Source organism: Arthrobacter sp. 18067, from assembly GCF_902706295.1.
In the GTDB taxonomy this organism is placed as follows: domain Bacteria; phylum Actinomycetota; class Actinomycetes; order Actinomycetales; family Micrococcaceae; genus Arthrobacter.
Genome location: NZ_CACSJJ010000003.1, coordinates 132,395 through 150,338, shown reverse-complemented (window position 1 = coordinate 150,338; position 17,944 = coordinate 132,395). Strand labels below are relative to the sequence as shown.

The window sequence follows — 17,944 nt, the reverse complement described above, 5'->3', positions numbered from 1 at the left end:
CGTACCCGCCACCTTCGCAGAAAAGAGTCCACACTGTGCACATCGGTCTGATCGGCCTTGGAAAAATGGGTTTCAACATGCGGCAACGCATGCGGAACGGCGGCATTGAAGTCACTGGCTTCGACCGTAATCCGGACGTCACCGATGTTGCTACCGTAGATGAACTCATCGCGGCCCTTCCCACTCCGCGACTGGTCTGGGTCATGGTTCCATCGGGCCCCATCACCGATGCCGTGGTGACCGAACTCGGTGAGAAACTGAGCGCTGGCGACTTGGTGATAGACGGTGGCAACTCGCGTTTCACCGAAGACCAGAAGCACGCTGCAGCACTTGCCGAAAAGAACATCCGCTTCGCGGATTGTGGTGTTTCCGGTGGTGTTTGGGGGCTCGAAAACGGTTACGGCCTGATGGCCGGCGGCGCCGATGAAGACATCGAACTTGCCATGCCGGTGTTCGACGCCCTCCGCCCTGAAGGCGAACGCGCAGACAGCTTCGTCCACGTTGGCGGTGTTGGTGCGGGTCACTACGCGAAGATGGTCCACAACGGCATCGAATACGGCCTCATGCAGGCGTACGCAGAGGGTTACGAACTGCTGGCGGCAAAGGACATCGTGAAGGACCTTCCGGGGACTTTCCGGGCGTGGCAAAAAGGCACCGTTGTCCGTTCCTGGCTCTTGGACCTCATGGTCAAGGCACTTGATGAGGATCCGGGCCTGGCCTCCATTGATGACTACGTCGAGGATTCCGGCGAGGGTCGCTGGACTGTGGAGGAAGCGATCGCCAACGCAGTGCCGGCCCCGGCCATCACGGCTGCGCTCTTCGCACGGTTTGCGTCCCGTGAGGACAATTCTCCGGCCATGAAGATGGTCTCTGCCCTGCGCCACCAGTTCGGCGGACACGCCACACGTCCGGCCAACTAGGCCGCAGGAGTCCTGCAAACGGCGTGTACCTCGAACATCTTTCGCTGACGGATTTCCGCAGCTACGCACAGGTTGACCTGAAGCTCGGCCCGGGAGTGACGGTCTTGGTCGGATCCAATGGAATCGGCAAGACCAACCTGATGGAAGCTATCGGGTATTTGGCCACGCTGAGTTCACACCGGGTGAGCACGGACGCGCCCCTGCTCCGTTTCGGCGCCGAGCGCGCGATGATCCGTGCCAAGCTCGTTCGTGGGGAACAATCAACGGTCCTTGAGCTGGAGATCAATGCCGGACGGGCCAACCGGGGACGTATCAACCGGAGCAATCCGGTCCGCGCCAGGGATATTTTGGGCATCTGCCAAACAGTCTTGTTCGCACCCGAGGATCTGGTGCTCGTCAAGGGAGACCCGTCGAACCGCAGACGCTTCCTGGACGAATTGTTGGTCAGCCTTGTTCCGCGGCATGCTGCAACCCGCAGCGACTATGATCGCGTCCTGAAGCAACGCAATGCCCTCCTGAAATCGTCGCGGGCCGGTAAATTCACGGCAGGCCATGAGGCAACCCTGGACGTTTGGGACCAGCACATGGCCCGCGCCGGCGCAGAACTACTCCACGCCCGGCTCGAACTGGTGGAAAGATTGCGTCCCCACCTCAACAGCGCCTACGCGCAGCTCACCGACGGGTCCAAAGAGGCGGGCGCGGTCTACCGCTCAACCATCCAGGGCGTCCTGGACGACGACGGCGGACCGGCCGAGTATCGAACAGAGCCTTCGCCGTCGGTTGATGACCTCCGGCTGCTGTCCGTGGACGAACTCACCGAACGCTACATCCAAGCCTTCGCAGCATCGCGGAAAAAGGAACTGGAACGGGGCATCTCCTTGGTGGGCCCGCATCGTGACGAGCTGGAACTCACCTTGGGCCAGGCGCCCGCCAAGGGCTATGCGTCCCATGGTGAAACCTGGTCCATGTGCTTGTCTTTGCGACTTGCTTCCTACTACGTGATGTTGGATGACGCCCGTACGGGTGGAACCGCTCCGATCCTCATTCTGGACGATGTTTTCGCGGAACTGGACGTCCAGCGGCGGCGTAAACTGGCTGCAATAGTGGCCGGTGCCGAGCAAGTGCTGGTGACTGCCGCCGTCGACGCCGATATCCCCGAGGAGCTGGCCGGACGGCGCGTAACCGTTGTTCCGGGAGGCATCGATGGCGAAGGATAGCCGCGAAGGACTTCAACCCGGCCGCGATCCGGATGAGATAGATGCTGCACAGGCGGCGTTGAACCGCATGCGCGAGGCCGCTGCGGCCCGGGGCGAAGTGCGACAACGGGCTCCACGGCCAGGCTCTGCCCCAAAACGCAAGGGCCTGCGCGATACCAGGGGTTTTGCCAAGTTCCACGGAAGCGGTCGGGATCCTTTGGGCTTGGGAAACGTAGTTGGCCGGCTGGTGGCCGAACGCGGGTGGACATCGCCTGTGGCCGTCGGCTCCGTCATGGCGGAATGGGAAACCTTGGTCGGTGCGGACATCTCTGCTCACTGCACTCCGGAGAGTTTCACGGACACCACCCTCCATGTCCGCTGCGATTCAACAGCCTGGGCCACCCAACTGCGTCTGCTGAGCACGAGCCTCCTGGAGATGTTCCGCAATGAGCTTGGAGAAGGTGTGGTCACCAGCATCCAGGTGCTTGGCCCGTCGGCTCCAAGTTGGCGAAAAGGCGGGCGCAGCGTCAACGGTCGGGGCCCGAGGGATACTTACGGCTAAACGGCGTGCAGGGCGATTCAACGCCCATGAGTCGTATAGGCCCCCATCGGGACCTCCGTAGGGCCATTGCAGATAGGGCCAGCGGCCTCCTATGGCCATATTCAGCTCTCGACTGCCCCTGTATTTGCAAGGATTCGTGGGTTTCCACGATAGAATTGGCGTAGATCACTGAGCGCCGGTGAAACGTCGTTGGGGTCCGGGATCCACTCTTGTGGCACTATGGACCCCCTTCGTCGGAGTAGTCGGCGCAATCAGTCACGTGCCCGTTGACGGCTGCGGTTCGCCGCGGACACCACCGGGAACGGCCGACATCGAGTACAGAGGAGTCGAAAGCGCCTGTGGCTAACGACAATGCAGAGACCTTGGCAGTAGAGCCCGAAGAGGAGACTGTTACCAAGCCTGACACGCCCGCGGAGGCGCCCAGGGAGTACGGTGCCAGCGACATCACGGTGCTGGAGGGCCTCGAAGCGGTGCGCAAACGCCCCGGTATGTATATCGGATCCACTGGTCCCCGCGGTTTGCACCACCTGGTCTATGAAGTGGTGGACAACTCTGTTGATGAGGCACTGGCTGGTTACTGCAGCCACATCGAAATCACTCTCCGCGCCGATGGCGGCGTCCGCGTTGTTGATGATGGCCGCGGCATTCCCGTAGACATTCACCCGACCGAAGGCAAGCCAACGGTTGAAGTGGTCATGACCATACTTCACGCCGGCGGTAAGTTCGGAGGCGGCGGCTACGCTGTTTCCGGCGGCCTCCACGGTGTGGGTATCTCCGTGGTGAACGCTTTGTCCCGCCGCGTGGATACTGAAGTCCGCCGGCAGGGCCACGTATGGCGGATGACCTTCGCCGACGGCGGCAAGCCCCAGGGCGAACTCGTCAAGGGTGAAGCCACTGACGTTACCGGGACGTCCCAGACGTTCTACCCGGACGGCACCATCTTCGAGTCCACCGAGTTCGATTTCGAGACGCTTCGTGCCCGTTTCCAGCAGATGGCCTTCCTCAACAAGGGCCTGCGGATCACGCTGACGGACGAGCGTCCGGTTAACCGCGAGGGCGATGATGATCTCGATCTCGACGCCGTTGCAACCGAAGGCGAAGTCGCCGCCGAGCACCGCACTGTGGTGTACCAATACCCGGACGGACTGCTGGACTACGTCAAGCACCTGAACTCGAACAAGAAGGTCGAAATCGTCCACGAGGACGTCATCGCCTTCGAAACCGAAGACACCGAGCGGCACATCGCCGTCGAGGTCGCCATGCAGTGGACCACCGCGTACTCCGAAAGCGTCCACACTTATGCAAACACCATCAACACCCATGAGGGCGGAACGCACGAAGAAGGCTTCCGCGCCGCGATGACCTCGCTTATCAACCGCTATGCGCGCGAGAAGAGCATCATCAAGGAAAAGGAAGACAACCTCACCGGTGATGACATCCGTGAAGGCCTGACGGCCGTTATTTCCGTCAAGCTTTCCGAGCCGCAGTTCGAAGGCCAGACCAAGACCAAGCTGGGCAACTCCGAGGTGAAGGGCTTCGTCCAGCGCGTTGTCACGGATCAGCTGGGCGACTGGCTGGAACGCAACCCCGGCCCCGCCCGTGACGTGATTCGCAAGGCCATTTCCGCTGCCCAGGCACGCATGGCGGCCCGCAAGGCCCGCGATAACGCCCGCCGGAAGAGCCCCCTGGAATCCTTCGGTATGCCCGGTAAGCTCTCCGACTGCTCCTCCAAGGATCCTTCGCGTTGCGAGGTTTACCTGGTGGAGGGTGACTCCGCAGGTGGTTCGGCCAAGCGTGGACGAAACCCGGAAACCCAGGCCATCCTGCCCTTGCGTGGCAAGATCCTGAACGTTGAGCGTGCCCGCCTGGACAAGGCCCTCGGCAACGCCGAAGTCCAGTCCATGATCACCGCCTTCGGTACCGGTATCGGCGAAGACTTCGACATCTCCAAGCTGCGGTATCACAAGATCGTCCTCATGGCCGATGCTGACGTTGACGGCCAGCACATCACCACCTTGTTGATGACGCTGCTGTTCCGCTACATGCGTCCGCTCATCGAGAACGGCTACGTCTACCTGGCCCAGCCCCCGCTGTACAGGATCAAGTGGTCCAACGCGGCCCACGATTACGTCTACAGCGACCGCGAACGCGATGAAACCATCCGCAAGGGTGCTTCCATGAACAAGCGGCTCCCCAAGGACAACGGCATCCAGCGCTACAAGGGTCTCGGCGAGATGGATTACACCGAACTGTGGGACACCACCATGGACCCGGATCGCCGCACGCTGCTGCAGGTCACCATGGATGATGCCCTGGCTGCCGACCAGACCTTCTCCGTCCTGATGGGCGAGGACGTTGAATCGCGCCGTAACTTCATCCAGCAGAACGCCAAGGACGTCAGGTTCCTCGATATCTAGGGCTCCACAAGGGCATCTGAATATTCCAGAACTGACATATACCTGAAACGGAAACCTTAGATTATGAGTGACGAAACTCCCGAAGTCCCGGCGGAATCCAACGCCGATGACGTCGTCCTTGAGGGCGATGTGCTGACCGACCGTGTGGAGCAGGTTGACCTGCAAACAGAAATGCAGCGGTCCTACCTGGACTATGCGATGGCCGTTATCGTCGGCCGCGCCCTCCCGGACGTCCGCGATGGCCTCAAGCCGGTGCACCGTCGCGTTTTGTACGCAATGTTCGACGGCGGTTACCGCCCCGACCGCTCGTTCAACAAGTGCGCCCGCGTGGTCGGCGACGTCATGGGTACTTACCACCCGCACGGTGACATGGCGATCTACGATGCTTTGGTGCGCCTGATCCAGGACTGGACCATGCGGTACCCGCTGGCACTCGGCCAGGGCAACTTCGGTTCACCGGGCAACGACGGCGCTGCTGCACCGCGTTACACCGAAACCAAGATGGCCCAGTTGGCCATGGAAATGGTCCGCGACATCGACGAAGAAACCGTCGACTTCCAGGACAACTACGACGGCAAGAACCAGGAACCGACCATCCTGCCGGCGCGTTTCCCCAACTTGCTGGTCAACGGCTCGTCCGGCATCGCCGTCGGCATGGCCACCAACATTCCGCCGCACAACCTGCGCGAGGTTGCCGAGGGCGTGCAGTGGGCGCTTGACAACCCCACCGCCACGCGCGAGGAGCTTCTCGAAGCACTGTTGCTGCGCATCAAAGGACCCGACTTCCCAACGGGCGCCACCATCCTTGGCCACAAGGGCATCGAAGACGCCTACCGCACCGGCCGTGGCTCCATCACGATGCGTGCCGTGGTCAATGTCGAGGAACTCCAGGGCCGTACTTGCCTGGTGGTCACCGAATTGCCGTACCAGGCCAACCCGGACAACTTGGCCATCAAGATTGCCGAACTGGTCAAGGACGGCAAGATTTCGGGCATTGCGGACCTCCGCGATGAAACCTCCGGCCGTACCGGCCAGCGACTGGTGATCGTGCTCAAGCGCGACGCCGTGGCCAAGGTTGTACTGAACAACCTCTACAAGCACACGCAGTTGCAGGACAACTTCTCGGCGAACATGCTGGCAATTGTCGACGGCGTTCCGCGCACCTTGAGCCTTGATGCCTTCATCCGGCACTGGGTTGCGCACCAGATGGACGTCATTGCACGCCGCACCCGCTACCGCCTGCGCAAGGCCGAGGAAGAGGCGCACATCCTGCGCGCACTCCTCAAGGCACTGGACATGCTGGATGAGGTCATTGCGCTCATCCGCGCGTCCAACACCACAGAGGCTGCCCGTGAAGGCCTCATGGAACTCCTGGAGATCGACGAACTCCAGGCCCGCGCCATCCTGGACATGCAGCTGCGCCGTCTGGCCGCCCTGGAACGCCAGAAGATCCAGGATCGCCACTCCGAGCTCGAGTCGATGATCGAGGAGTACAACTCGATCCTTGCTTCCGAGGAGCGGCAGCGCCAGATCATCAGTGAAGAACTCGCGGAGATCGTGGCCAAGCACGGCGACGACCGTCGCACCCACATCCTGATGGGTTTCGACGGCGATATGTCCATGGAGGACTTGATCCCCGAAGAGGAAATGGTTGTCACCATTACGCGCGGCGGCTACGTCAAGCGCACCCGCAGCGACAACTACCGTTCCCAGCAGCGCGGCGGCAAGGGCATCAAGGGTGCACAGCTGCGTGGCGACGACGTCGTGGAGCACTTCTTCGTCACCACCACCCACCACTGGCTGCTGTTCTTCACCAACCTGGGCCGCGTCTACCGCGCCAAGGCCTACGAGCTTGCAGAAGCAGGACGTGACGCCAAGGGCCAGCACGTGGCCAACCTGCTGGCTTTCCAACCGGATGAGCACATCGCCCAGGTACTGGACCTCCGGGACTACCAGCAGGCCCCGTACCTGGTGCTCGCCACCAAGAACGGCCTGGTCAAGAAGACGAGGCTCGAGGACTACGACACCAATCGCACGGCCGGTGTCATCGCCATCAACCTGCGCGATGAGGACGAGTTGGTTTCCGCCCAGCTGGTCAGCGAGACCGACGACCTCCTCCTGGTGTCACGCAAGGGCCAGTCCATTCGCTTCACGGCCACTGATGACGCACTGCGGCCCATGGGCCGTGCAACGTCCGGTGTGACGGGTATGAAGTTCCGTGAAGACGACGAATTGCTTGCCGCAGACGTGGTCCAGGACGGTTCCTTCGTCTTCATCGTGACCGAGGGTGGCTACGCCAAGCGAACCGCCGTGGACGAATACCGCTTGCAAGGCCGTGGCGGCCTGGGCATCAAGGTTGCCAAGCTTGCTGAAGACCGCGGTGACCTTGTGGGCGCCTTGATCGTGCAGGAAGAGGACGAAGTCCTGGTGGTCATGGAGGGCGGCAAGGTGGTGCGCTCGGCAGTAACCGGAGTGCCTGCCAAGGGCCGTGACACCATGGGCGTCATCTTCGCCAAGCCGGACAAGAACGACCGCATTATTGAGGTTGCGCGCAACAGCGAACGCGGTTTGGAAGTCGAAGAGTCAGAAGACGGACTCGACGATGACGTAACGTTGGCTGCAAACGACGGCGCCTCCGAGGCGACCGTGACGGCCGAAACGGAAAACGACGCAGACCCGGATATCGAAACGGGCGCGGAGCTGAACGAAGACAACACCGGAGGTAACGAGTGAGTAATTCCGACTCATATCCCAAGCCGAGCACAGGTGTCCCCGGCGGACTCCGGCAGCCCTCGGGCAGCGCACAGGCAGGCACCCCTGCACGGCCCCAGCAGCGTCCCGGAACCGGGTCCACCGGATCGGGCGCTACGGGAGCGCGACCCGCGGGCGGGACCAACTCTGCTCAGCGGCCCGCCGGTGCTTCCGGACAGCGACCCGCGCAGGCAGGGCAGCGTCCTGCCGGCGCTCCCGGGCAACGCCCGGCTCAGCCTGGCCAGCGCCCTGCAGGTTCCCCGGCCCAGCGCCCCGCCCAGGGTGCTCCCGGGTTGGTGAAGCCTGCTCCCAAGGCCAAGGTTCGCCGCGCACGCCTCCTGGTCAGCAAGGTGGACCCGTGGTCAGTCCTGAAGATGGCGTTCCTGCTGTCTGTTGCGCTGGGCATCGTCACCGTGGTGGCTGCCATCGTGCTCTGGACCGTGTTGGATCTCACGGGCATCTTTAATCAGGTGGATAGCCTGCTGGGCACCTTGGCCGGATCTGAGGGCAGTGGCTTCGAGCTGAAGAAGATCGCATCCCTTGGCCAGGTTGCTTCCTTCGCCACCATTATTGCCGTGGTGAATGTGGTCTTGTTGACTGCGTTGTCCATGCTCTCCGCGGTTCTGTATAACATTTCCGCAACGTTGGTTGGTGGCGTCGGCGTCACGCTGACCGACGACTAGCAAAAACCCGCGGAATTACGCCGAAATCGGCGGAAAACCTCCGTGGAAAAGCCTCGATTTGAGATCGGGCCGGGATGTGCTGTACAGTCATATCTCGGCCCGATGAGGCATCGGGGCGTATAGCTCAGGCGGTTAGAGCGCTTCGCTGATAACGAAGAGGTCCCAGGTTCAAGTCCTGGTACGCCCACGGAACCGAAAGAGGTTCAGGTAAAACTGAACCGGAATGAGGTACTTGTGAAGAAGTTGCTGGTAGTAGTGGCAGCGGCAATCGCAGGTGTCCTGGTCTATAAAAAGGCCCAGGAATCCGAAGCCCGGAAGGATGTCTGGAGCAAGTCAACCGACAAGGTCGACTAGCCAAAGAGCCCGGTTCGAACTGGTAATTGCCAGCCCGGACATGGGGTATGATTGACGGGTTGCTTCTTATGGGGGCATGGCGCAATTGGTAGCGCACCTGCTTTGCAAGCAGGGGGTTCGGGGTTCGAGTCCCCGTGCCTCCACCATAAGAAAAGTCCCGGTCAGAAATGACCGGGACTTTTGCATTTAACGCCCTGATTTCGGCTCACAGTAGGGCGCCACTTCGGCTGGTCAGAATGGCCGAGGACACCCATATTTGTCTGGGCCTCTCGTCTGGGGTCGCCTCCCCCGAACAGCGGTTCCTACTGGGGCGGTACAGCCTGCAGCGCCCGCTCGAGGAACAGGGTCAGTTCACCATTGCCCAGAACGGGCGTCACAACGCCAAGTTCCAACGTGGGCTGCGTCTTTGCCCCGGCCGTCTTGAGAGCGCCCTGCACGTTGGTGCGGGCGGCTGCAACGGCCTGGGCATCGCCACGCCTGGCTGCCTCCAGCATATTCAGGGCCTCCTCCATGCCTCGTCCGTACTCAGCAGCCGCGGCGGCCCACGTGGCGCCGTCCTGGGCGAAACCGGGCATCGCCATGCGTGGCAGGAGTTCGGGAAGCCGCTGAAGCAGCTCAGCGCGACTCCTCAACCCCTCCGATGGTGACTTGCCGGCGTCGTAATCCGCCCAGAACTGGTCAATGTCGCGTCGCAGCTCGGGCGCTGATGGTGTGAGGTCGTCGTCCTGCCAGTCCTGGTTCAGGTCCACGAAAGCCCGCACTGCGGCTTGGACTTCGGGGTCGGGCCCGGAGAGCAGGGACAGGGCCGCGTTCATGGATTTGGCGGGGTCGTACGCTGGACCGTTCCAGGAGAGATCTGCGTAATTGAAGATGGCCGGCAAAGAGAGATAGGGCTGAATCATGGGGTTGGTGACAATGCCCTGGATCGACTGATGGAGGTCGGCATCCCTCCCGATGACGGGAGCCAGGAAGAGATGGTCTTGGGAAAAGTCGTTGACAGGATAGTTGTCCCAGATGACGATCCTCCGGGAGTTGCCGGGGCTCCCGTAGGTCTCGGCGGCAGTTTCCGCTGATTTACGGGTGATCCGGTGCGAAACCACATCTTCACCCGTCCACTGAACCACGATTCCGGGATTCAAAGCACGGCCTAGTTCCCGCTTATAGGGAGTGCTCGCGGAACCGTTGTAGAAGGTGGGGACCGTTTCCAGTGGAAGGACGCCGTCCTTGGCAGAGATGAACCTGGCATTCACATCGTTGAGGAAGGATGCCTGTGCCTTTGCCAGGTTGGCTTGACCCGAACCAAACTCCCGGAGATCGTCGGCGCATTGGACCCTGGTGGCGATGTCATCGAGGGGAATCACGAAGGAACGGACGCCCAGCGAGTACAGGGATTCAAGCTTGGCCACTGCGTCCTCAAGGTCAGACTCACGCGAGTAGCAAACGTCGATTCCCGGCGAGAGTGCGTAGCTGAAACGGATGTGGTTGGCCGCTGCTGTGTCGATGAGCTCACGCAGTTCCTCAAGCTCCTGATTCGTGTAAAGGTCCCGCCACCGTTCCCTCAATAGAGGATCGTCCTTCGGCGAATAGATGTAGGTGTTCATCTTCTGCCTGCCGGCGAATTCGATGACATCCAAGCGGGCCTGATGTGACCACGGGGTGCCGTAGAAGCCCTCGATGACACCGCGGGTTTCCATCAGCGGCCAGTCACCCACCAGGACCGGAGCCACGGAACCGTCCTTGAGCAACTGTCGTAGGGTCTGCACGGCGTGGAAGATGCCGTCGTTGTCCCGTCCGGCGAGCACCGCCGTCGGAATCCCGCCAGGCTGTCCTGTGGCAACCACATAGCCTTCGGCGTGTCCAAGAGCGTCCCGGAGGGTGGAGTCGCCGTCCAGCTGCAATTCGTTGAGAACCGGAGCTACGGCTGAGTCAACGCCCAAATAGATGGCAGATGAGCCTTCGCGTGGGTTGGCAAGCGCTGTCACCACCTCCGAACTGCCCCCGGCGCCTGCCACAACGTCCTGCACAGCGGCAGTGGAGGCTTGATCCGTTCCAGCGGGGGCAACCACGTACACGTGGCCGTTCAAAGGGACGGGCTCGCCCGTTCCGGCCTTGGCGTGCTGCGGCGCGGGGAAGATACTTGGAACGCCGGCCCGCTTTCCTTCGGGCTCGTCTGGGCGGTCACGTGAAACGGCGAACCACCCGGTAACAACGAGGGCGGCCGCAAGAACACCGGCCGCGACCAGCAGCAGAGCAGAGCGCCGGCGCTTGGCGCCGGTGCCGACGGGTGCCGTGTTCAATCAGATAACCCCTTGGGTACGCCGTGACCGGCTCACTGGAATGCTGAGTCAAGACAACCACACTGTTGGACCATCAGATAGGGGCTGTTGCGCTCCCCCGCCCCACTAGGGTTGATCCGTGACCCTTCTCATTGCTGCCCTTGGTGTACTGGGTGTTGCCTCTTCCGGACCTCTCATCGCAGGCACCCTTGGAGCCACCTCCGTTACGGCGTTGGCTATCGCCTTTTGGCGGAATGCGATCGGCGCGGTTGTGATGGCGGCTCCCGTTGCCATCCGCGAGCCAAAAGCATTCGGCAGGATCACCCGGCGTGAGTTTGGCTGGTCCGCTGTGGCCGCTGTTGCACTCGCGTTCCATTTCGCCTGCTTCATCACCGCGCTTCAGCTGACGTCCGTTGCGGCGGCTACGGCCTTGGTGTGCCTGCAATCGGCGTGGATCGCGGTGTTCCAGATGTTCCGGGGTACCCGGCATCGCTGGCCGGTGTTGTTGGGCCTCGGGATCGCTTTTGGCGGCGTGGTTGCCATCACGGGCTTCGACATGGGTTCGTCCCCGGAGGCCCTGCTCGGCGACCTGCTGGCACTTGCCGGTGGTGCGCTGGCCGGCCTTTATACCCTCGCGGGAGGGAAAGCCCGCCAGTCCATGGGAACCGGGACCTACACGACGCTGTGCTACGGCATGTGCGCGGCGATCGTGGCGGTGCTCGCCTTGTTCAGCGCGCAGCCACTGACAGGGTTCGACGCCGGAGGCTGGCTTGGCATTATCGCCATCACCGTTTGCGCCCAGCTGGTGGGGCACACTGCCTTCAACCATTTGCTTGCCACGATGAGCCCCTTGTTGGTGTCCATGATCATCCTGCTGGAAATCCCGGGTGCAGCAATTCTGGCGGCCATTTTCCTGAATGAGACCTTGCCGGCGGGCACCTATGCGGGCTTGGCGCTGATTCTTGTTGGCCTGGCCGTTGTCGTTGCCGGGCAGCGGCGTGGACGGGCTGAAGCAGACCGGCAAGAAGCCGAGCTTGGCACTGACTGAGGTTCCGGCGTCGTGCGCTTTCCCTGAGGCGCAGGGCGCCTAAATACCACCGCGACGGGCACCCTGGGCGGTGTTGGCGGTATGGATTGCCCGCAGCAACTTGGCCGGGAAGTACACAGAGAAGAACACCACCATAGGCGCCTTCAATGCCATCTTCTTGACGTTGTGGGCCTTGTACGTCCGGTCGAAACGCTGGACATAGTAGCGGTAATCGCGGGGTGAGTCCTCGAGTCGGCGGGCAGACATGCCGGACACCATCTGGGGAAGGTACTGCACCTTGAGGTCATGTTCGAAGAGGTGCAGCGAAAGATCGATGTCCTCGTGCATTTCGTCCTTGGGGTCCAGGCACGTTTCGTCGCGGATGGTCTCCCATGCGGTACGGCGCAGGGCCATGTTGGAACCGAAAAGGAAGTGGTACTGGTGCTTGGCCAGTCGCAACATGAGTTGGCGCATCTTGTCGTCGGCCTTGAGTCCGAAGCGGCGCATGGGCATGTCGTAGTAGACCACTGGACCTGTGGCGGCGGCGACCGAGGGATCCATGAACGCCTTTTGGACCTGTTCCACCCAGTCGGGTTCCAGGACGGAGTCGGCGTCAATGCGTCCTACGACGTCACCGGTGGCGTTGTTCAGCCCGTGATTACGGGTGGGAATCAGGCCCTGCGCGGCTTCCTGCCGCAGGAGGATGATGGGGCTTTCCGGGTATTCCTGCTGCATCTGGCGCACAATTTTGGCCGTGCGGTCCGTGGATAGATTGTCGACCACGATGATCTCATCGGCAGGCACGGACTGGTAGATGGCCGCGATGAGGCACTGGCGAATGACGCTTTCCTCGTTATACGCCGGGATGACAATGGAAACGCCCGGGAGCACCGGACCATCCTGAAGGGCACCCGCAGAGGGTCTATCGGCTGACATCACTCCAAATCTAACACCCGCGTGAGCGCGTCCGACGGAGGCTTTGGTTACAAGCCGGCAAACACTGAAGGGATCCCGGCCGAGGCCGGGATCCCTTCAACTGCCTGACGTGCTGCCCTGTTGGGGGCGTTCGTCAGGTGTTAGTTCTGTGTACCTTTGGCATCGGAGTCCGTGCCTTCGGTGTCCTTGTGCAGGCTGGCGGCGATGTTCTTGACGGCAGTCTTGGCGTCGATTGCCACCTTGGCTGTGGAATCTTCAACGTTCTTGAAGGCGTCCTTGGTTGCCTGCCCGGCCTCAGCTGCTGCTTCCTCCGGAGTGAGGTCCGAAGTGCCGGGTTCGGGCACGGCTGCGGCCGGAGCTGCTGACGTTGCCGGAACCGGAGCCGGAGTCGGTGTCACCGGGGAAGGCGTCTTCCACGGATCCTCAACCGGCTTGGAAGCCTTCCATGCGGCAACGCCTGCGGCAGCGGCAGCTGCGATGACGGTGACGATGAGCCAGCCGCGCTTCTTGGGTTTCGGCTCCTTGCCCAGCTTGGAGGAAACGGCCTTGGTCGCATCCTCTGCCACTGCCTTGATCTGCTTGCCGGTGGCCTGTGCCTGCTCCTGGACACTGTGCACGACGCCGGAATCAACCAACTTCTGCGCGACTGCGTCCACCTGTGCCGGTGCGTTCTCCAGTGCGTGGTGAACTGCCACCGAAGCCTGGCCCAACTGCTCGGACAGCTTGGGCAGGTATTCGTCCACTACTTTGTCCCGGGCGTGGCCAAGCGCTGGAGTTGCCTTGTTGAGCGTCTCCTGGATCCTGGGTGTTGCGTCCTCCACAGCGTCATGGATCTTCGGCGCGAGGTGCGCCAGTCCATCCTGAATCCGCGGCGTAACAACTGCAACGCCGTCGGCGAGGTTGTGCGCAGCGGACTTCAGCCCCTCTTGGATCTTGGGGGAAGCGGTGTCAATGCCGTGCTGGATACGCGGAACAGCCCAGTTGACGGCTGCTTCCACGCGGGGTGCAGCCCAGTCGCGGGCGTTATCCACGCTGGTCACAACGGATTGTTCGAGGTCGCGGGCAATACGGTCTGATTTCTTCACAACTACCTCCCGATACACATGCTCGTTTGTTGCTAGCCTACGTCGCTTGGGGAACACCGGCTATTCATCTGCCGGATTCGTCCCGGATTTCACCGAGCGCGGAACCGGCTTTACAACAGCACCGGCGTTGACCCTGCATGAAAGAATGGGGCCATGACCATCGCAACCGCAAAAGCAACGATCCACACGACCCTCGGCGACATCAAGGTTGACCTCTTCGGCAACCACGCGCCCAAGACGGTCGCCAACTTCATTGGCTTGGCCACGGGCGAAAAGTCCTGGAACCACCCTGAAACGGGCGAAGACAAGACCGGGACGCCGCTGTATGACGGCACCATTTTCCACCGGATCATCAAGGACTTCATGATTCAGGGTGGCGATCCCCTGGGTCGCGGCGTTGGCGGACCGGGCTTCCAGTTCGACGACGAAATCCACCCGGAACTGACATTCAACGCTCCCTACAAGCTGGCCATGGCCAACGCCGGTATCCAGATGGGCAAGGGCACCAACGGGTCACAGTTCTTCATCACCACCGTGAACACCGACTGGCTGTTCGGCAAGCACAGCATCTTCGGTGAAGTCACTGACGAGGAATCCCGCAAGGTTGTGGACTCGATCGAGGCCGTCCGCACCGGAATGGGCGACCGCCCCGTTGAGGACGTAGTCATCAACAGCATCGACATCGAACAGCTCTAGTCACACTCTGAACCTGAGCTCATGAGTTACGGAATTCCGTCGGCAGAGCCGTCCGCTGATATTCCGGTGTGCCCAAGGCACCCGGACAGGCCCTCCTATGTGCGGTGCCAGCGCTGCGGGCGCCCTGCGTGCCCCGAGTGCCAGCGGGCGGCCGCCGTCGGGTTCCAATGCGTTGACTGCGTCAACGAACAAAAACGTACGACGCCGACATACCGGTCGCCTTACGGCGGCGCCCTGGCAGTGGGCCGGCCTTTGGTGACGTTTACGATCATCGGGCTGTGCGTGCTGGTTTACATCCTTCAGTGGATTGTGCCCGGGGACTTCATCTTTCAGAACTTCGCCTTCGCGAACAAAGCTGCGGCCGATGAGCCGTGGCGCATGCTTACGGCAGCCTTCCTGCATTCACAAGGGTTCCTGCTGCACATCGTCCTGAACATGTACACGCTGTGGATTTTCGGACAAGCCCTTGAGCCGTTGCTCGGGCGCATCCGATTCCTTGCCCTCTACTTGATCTCTGCCGTCGGCGGCTCGGTGGGCTTCCTCCTCATGACTCCGATGGCTTCAAATGTTGGCGTGGTGGGTGCCTCCGGTGCCATCTTCGGTCTCTTCGGCGCCATGCTGGTGGTCCAACGTCACCGCGGCGGCGAAACCAAGCAACTTTGGGTCCTGATCGCCATCAATGGCGCGATCGGGTTCTTTGTTCCCAGCATCGCCTGGCAGGCCCACCTGGGAGGTTTGATCACCGGCGGCCTCGCGGCTGCCGCCATCGCCTATGCCCCGCGCGGCAAGAACCAAGCCCTGCTGCAGGCCGGGGGGCTCATCCTCGTAGCCGGCCTGTTGGCTGTCGTCACCTGGTTCCGCGTCACTGCTGGATAGCGTGCTTCCCTCGCTCCGCCTTCTTTAGACCACCGCAGGATCTTGTTCAGACCGCAGGCTTAACCGGCTGTCGGAGGATGGTCTTTAGCTTCTCCGGTGCCGTGCGGCGCACGTCGCCGAGGTAGATTTCATGATGCTTCCCGGTCATCGCCAGGGAGTTCCCGGGAATGAATCTGCTGTGCATCTCCTCCAGTACTGGTCCCTCAGCGTCGTAGGGGCCTATATGGAGTGTCTGCACGCTCAACCCCTCTTCAAGCGGCTCCAGGCGAAGTGCCTCCAGTGCGGGGGCCTCCCCTTTCCTGGCAACTGCCTCGAGTGCTGCTTCAAAATGCTCAGGGGTGATCCAGTCCGGGACCATGTTCATCAAGGTCCAGTCCCACTGTGATTTGTCCCGGGCGCTGGTGAAGGACTCCATGTCATCAGCCCACCAGAGGCCCTCCAAGGGCATCACACCGTAGTCCTTGCCGAGTTCGTTCTTGCTGAAGAACTTCAGCTTGTAAGCCACTGGATACAGCGTGGTCAGGGCGTCTTTATAGGCTTGGGCGGTGCCTGGATTTCCGTGGCCGTCGATCATGAGGAACTGCATGGTGGGGACGGTCACCACGGAGAATTCACCGTGTTTGGCACTGTAGGTTCGGATCTCTTTCTTGAAATCGCTCTTCATGGGACCACGGTACGCGCACGGTAGGACCGCATCGATCAACCCGGCTGCGTCCTCTGCAGGAGGGGCTATCCGAGGGGTTATCCACAGCCCTTATCCACACTGTGTGTAACTTACAAGCGTGTAGTTATCCCCACAGGCCCTCATGGAGGCTGTCAGATCGGCAGATATCCCCCGAATGGCATGAATTTCTCCACACCTGTGGATAACTTTGTCCCCGTTCGACCCGTTTATGTGGACAAATCAGGCCGAATACCAACACTTGTGGACAACCCTGTTAATGACGCCCCGCAGCACGTTCTATCAACAGGCTTATCAACACTGTTAATAACTTACACACGTGTAGTTCACTGCATACAGAGACCTTGGAGGACCGGCATGGCGGGGATTTTCCCCTGAGAAACCCACAAGTTTTCCCCACCTGTGGATAACTTGTGGGTAGGTGGTTGTTATTAAGTGGGTAACTTCCTGGGCGCAGGATCCCAGTGGTGCCCGCCTGATCCGGGTGCGTTGGATCAACGGCAGACAAAGTGTCGCCCCGATGTGGCTCCGGACTGACTCAAGGCAAAAGCGGCAATCCCGTGATGTTGAACTTTGAGTGAAGCTTGGAGCACTATCCACAGCTCAGTACACAGTGGGTATAACTGTCTTTGCACGCATCGCATGTCAAAATCCTTGCGAGTGCACCGATTCTGAGCCGATATGCATGGATGTCCACAGAGTTTATCCACGCCTGTGGATAAAGTTGCCCACTTCTGTGGACAAGGGGTGGGGACTACCGTGTCAAAGCATCAGCCCGGGTGGGACCTTCGCTCAGGACCATACTCCCGACGACCCGCGGCGATGGCTGTCCATCAGGTGGGTGTCAATGATTCCAATTGCTTCCATCAAGGCATACATGGTGGTAGGCCCAACGAAAGCGAAACCCTTCTTCCTGAGTGCCTTGGACAAGGCAATTGACTCAGGGGACGTTGTGGGGATGTCGGCGAAGGTGTGGGGCGCCGGCGTGGTTGAGGGCTGGAAGGACCATACGAACTCAACCAGGCCACCTTCTTCGCGCAGGGCGATGGTGGCTTTGGCGTTGGTGATAGCGGCGCGGATTTTGAGGCGGTTGCGGACGATCCCGGCATCGAGCATGAGCCGTTCAACGTCGTCATCGGTGAAGGCGGCAACGCTTTCCGGGTGGAAGTCCAGGAACGCTTTCCTGAAAGCCTCCCGTTTCCGGAGGATGGTGGCCCACGAAAGACCCGCTTGGAACGCCTCAAGGCTGATGCGTTCGTACATGCCCTGCTCATCGCGGACAGGCATGCCCCATTCGTGATCGTAGTAGGCCTGCATGAGCGGGTCCGAAGCAGCCCACAGGGGACGGGCAAGGCCGTCGTCACCGATGATGGTGCCGTTGTCCGGGGTCATTCATGCTCCTCCGCGGCCGGATCTCCAGGGGCTCCGGCCAGTTGTTTGGCTTCCGGGGATATTCTGCCGGGTGCCTCTGACATTCAATGTC

At 61.3% G+C, this 17,944-nt stretch carries 14 protein-coding genes, 2 tRNA genes and 1 pseudogene; 12 read left to right on the top strand and 5 right to left on the bottom strand.

Annotated elements, in window-relative coordinates; all coding sequences use genetic code 11:
• Positions 1-5: 5 nt before the first annotated feature.
• The 9 genes and pseudogenes from gnd to GVL04_RS04770 all read left to right on the top strand — a co-directional run.
• Positions 6-920: pseudogene (gene gnd, locus GVL04_RS04805) on the top strand (phosphogluconate dehydrogenase (NAD(+)-dependent, decarboxylating)); the annotation flags it as partial.
• A 23-nt stretch (positions 921-943) separates the two neighbouring features.
• Positions 944-2,137: a DNA replication/repair protein RecF gene (gene recF, locus GVL04_RS04800; protein WP_159700345.1), complete on the top strand. Its 1,194-nt coding sequence runs from the start codon at positions 944-946 to the stop codon at positions 2,135-2,137.
• Positions 2,124-2,678: a DUF721 domain-containing protein gene (locus GVL04_RS04795; protein ID WP_159700342.1), complete on the top strand. Its 555-nt coding sequence runs from the start codon at positions 2,124-2,126 to the stop codon at positions 2,676-2,678. The genes recF and GVL04_RS04795 overlap by 14 nt, the downstream gene beginning before the upstream one ends.
• Before the next feature lie 338 nt (positions 2,679-3,016).
• The gene (gene gyrB / locus GVL04_RS04790) at positions 3,017-5,095 is read left to right on the top strand and encodes a DNA topoisomerase (ATP-hydrolyzing) subunit B (RefSeq protein ID WP_159700339.1); all 2,079 of its coding nucleotides are present in this window, start codon (positions 3,017-3,019) and stop codon (positions 5,093-5,095) included.
• A 63-nt stretch (positions 5,096-5,158) separates the two neighbouring features.
• Positions 5,159-7,828: a DNA gyrase subunit A gene (gyrA, locus tag GVL04_RS04785; protein ID WP_159700336.1), complete on the top strand. Its 2,670-nt coding sequence runs from the start codon at positions 5,159-5,161 to the stop codon at positions 7,826-7,828.
• Positions 7,825-8,529, top strand: a complete 705-nt coding sequence (locus GVL04_RS04780) for a DUF3566 domain-containing protein (RefSeq protein ID WP_159700333.1) — start codon at positions 7,825-7,827, stop codon at positions 8,527-8,529. The genes gyrA and GVL04_RS04780 overlap by 4 nt, the downstream gene beginning before the upstream one ends.
• 113 nt (positions 8,530-8,642) lie before the next feature.
• Positions 8,643-8,716 (top strand) — tRNA-Ile (locus GVL04_RS04775).
• A 47-nt stretch (positions 8,717-8,763) separates the two neighbouring features.
• A complete protein-coding gene (locus GVL04_RS24625; RefSeq protein ID WP_235036161.1) occupies positions 8,764-8,883 on the top strand; it encodes a DLW-39 family protein in 120 nt (39 codons plus the stop codon).
• A gap of 70 nt (positions 8,884-8,953) precedes the next feature.
• Positions 8,954-9,029 (top strand) — tRNA-Ala (locus tag GVL04_RS04770).
• 156 nt (positions 9,030-9,185) lie between these two features.
• Here GVL04_RS04770 and GVL04_RS04765 read toward each other — a convergent pair.
• Positions 9,186-11,180 carry a beta-N-acetylglucosaminidase domain-containing protein gene (locus tag GVL04_RS04765; protein ID WP_159700330.1) on the bottom strand — a complete coding sequence of 665 codons (1,995 nt, stop codon included), beginning with the start codon at positions 11,178-11,180 and terminating at the stop codon, positions 9,186-9,188.
• Positions 11,181-11,298: 118 nt separating this feature from the next.
• On the opposite strand from GVL04_RS04765, the gene GVL04_RS04760 reads away from it, so the two are divergent.
• The gene (locus GVL04_RS04760; RefSeq protein ID WP_159700327.1) at positions 11,299-12,207 is read left to right on the top strand and encodes a DMT family transporter; all 909 of its coding nucleotides are present in this window, start codon (positions 11,299-11,301) and stop codon (positions 12,205-12,207) included.
• Between the two features lie 39 nt (positions 12,208-12,246).
• Here the strand turns inward: GVL04_RS04760 and GVL04_RS04755 are convergent, their stop codons facing one another.
• Together GVL04_RS04755 and GVL04_RS04750 are read right to left on the bottom strand one after the other, a co-directional pair.
• On the bottom strand, positions 12,247-13,122 hold the full coding sequence (locus tag GVL04_RS04755; protein WP_159700324.1) for a glycosyltransferase family 2 protein: 876 nt from the start codon (positions 13,120-13,122) through the stop codon (positions 12,247-12,249).
• Between the two features lie 140 nt (positions 13,123-13,262).
• Positions 13,263-14,207 (bottom strand): hypothetical protein, encoded by a 945-nt coding sequence (locus GVL04_RS04750; RefSeq protein WP_159700321.1) that lies wholly within the window; start codon positions 14,205-14,207, stop codon positions 13,263-13,265.
• Positions 14,208-14,360: 153 nt separating this feature from the next.
• Between GVL04_RS04750 and GVL04_RS04745 the strand changes: the two genes are divergently transcribed.
• Together GVL04_RS04745 and GVL04_RS04740 are read left to right on the top strand one after the other, a co-directional pair.
• On the top strand, positions 14,361-14,903 hold the full coding sequence (locus GVL04_RS04745; protein WP_159700318.1) for a peptidylprolyl isomerase: 543 nt from the start codon (positions 14,361-14,363) through the stop codon (positions 14,901-14,903).
• A 21-nt stretch (positions 14,904-14,924) separates the two neighbouring features.
• Positions 14,925-15,779 carry a rhomboid family intramembrane serine protease gene (locus GVL04_RS04740; RefSeq protein ID WP_159700315.1) on the top strand — a complete coding sequence of 285 codons (855 nt, stop codon included), beginning with the start codon at positions 14,925-14,927 and terminating at the stop codon, positions 15,777-15,779.
• Positions 15,780-15,825: 46 nt separating this feature from the next.
• Here the strand turns inward: GVL04_RS04740 and GVL04_RS04735 are convergent, their stop codons facing one another.
• The gene (locus tag GVL04_RS04735) at positions 15,826-16,443 is read right to left on the bottom strand and encodes a GyrI-like domain-containing protein (RefSeq protein ID WP_159700312.1); all 618 of its coding nucleotides are present in this window, start codon (positions 16,441-16,443) and stop codon (positions 15,826-15,828) included.
• A gap of 810 nt (positions 16,444-17,253) precedes the next feature.
• Positions 17,254-17,853: a DNA-3-methyladenine glycosylase I gene (locus tag GVL04_RS04730; RefSeq protein ID WP_159700309.1), complete on the bottom strand. Its 600-nt coding sequence runs from the start codon at positions 17,851-17,853 to the stop codon at positions 17,254-17,256.
• Positions 17,854-17,944 lie beyond the last annotated feature (91 nt).

Bases quoted from the DNA above. Each gene is read 5' to 3' on its own strand.
- GVL04_RS04795 (WP_159700342.1), top strand. From the start codon at position 2,124: ATGGCGAAGGATAGCCGCGAAGGACTTCAACCCGGCCGCGATCCGGAT.
- gyrA (WP_159700336.1), top strand. From the start codon at position 5,159: ATGAGTGACGAAACTCCCGAAGTCCCGGCGGAATCCAACGCCGATGAC.
- GVL04_RS04755 (WP_159700324.1), bottom strand. From the start codon at position 13,122: ATGTCAGCCGATAGACCCTCTGCGGGTGCCCTTCAGGATGGTCCGGTG.
- GVL04_RS04745 (WP_159700318.1), top strand. From the start codon at position 14,361: ATGACCATCGCAACCGCAAAAGCAACGATCCACACGACCCTCGGCGAC.
- GVL04_RS04740 (WP_159700315.1), top strand. From the start codon at position 14,925: ATGAGTTACGGAATTCCGTCGGCAGAGCCGTCCGCTGATATTCCGGTG.
- GVL04_RS04735 (WP_159700312.1), bottom strand. From the start codon at position 16,443: ATGAAGAGCGATTTCAAGAAAGAGATCCGAACCTACAGTGCCAAACAC.
- GVL04_RS04730 (WP_159700309.1), bottom strand. From the start codon at position 17,853: ATGACCCCGGACAACGGCACCATCATCGGTGACGACGGCCTTGCCCGT.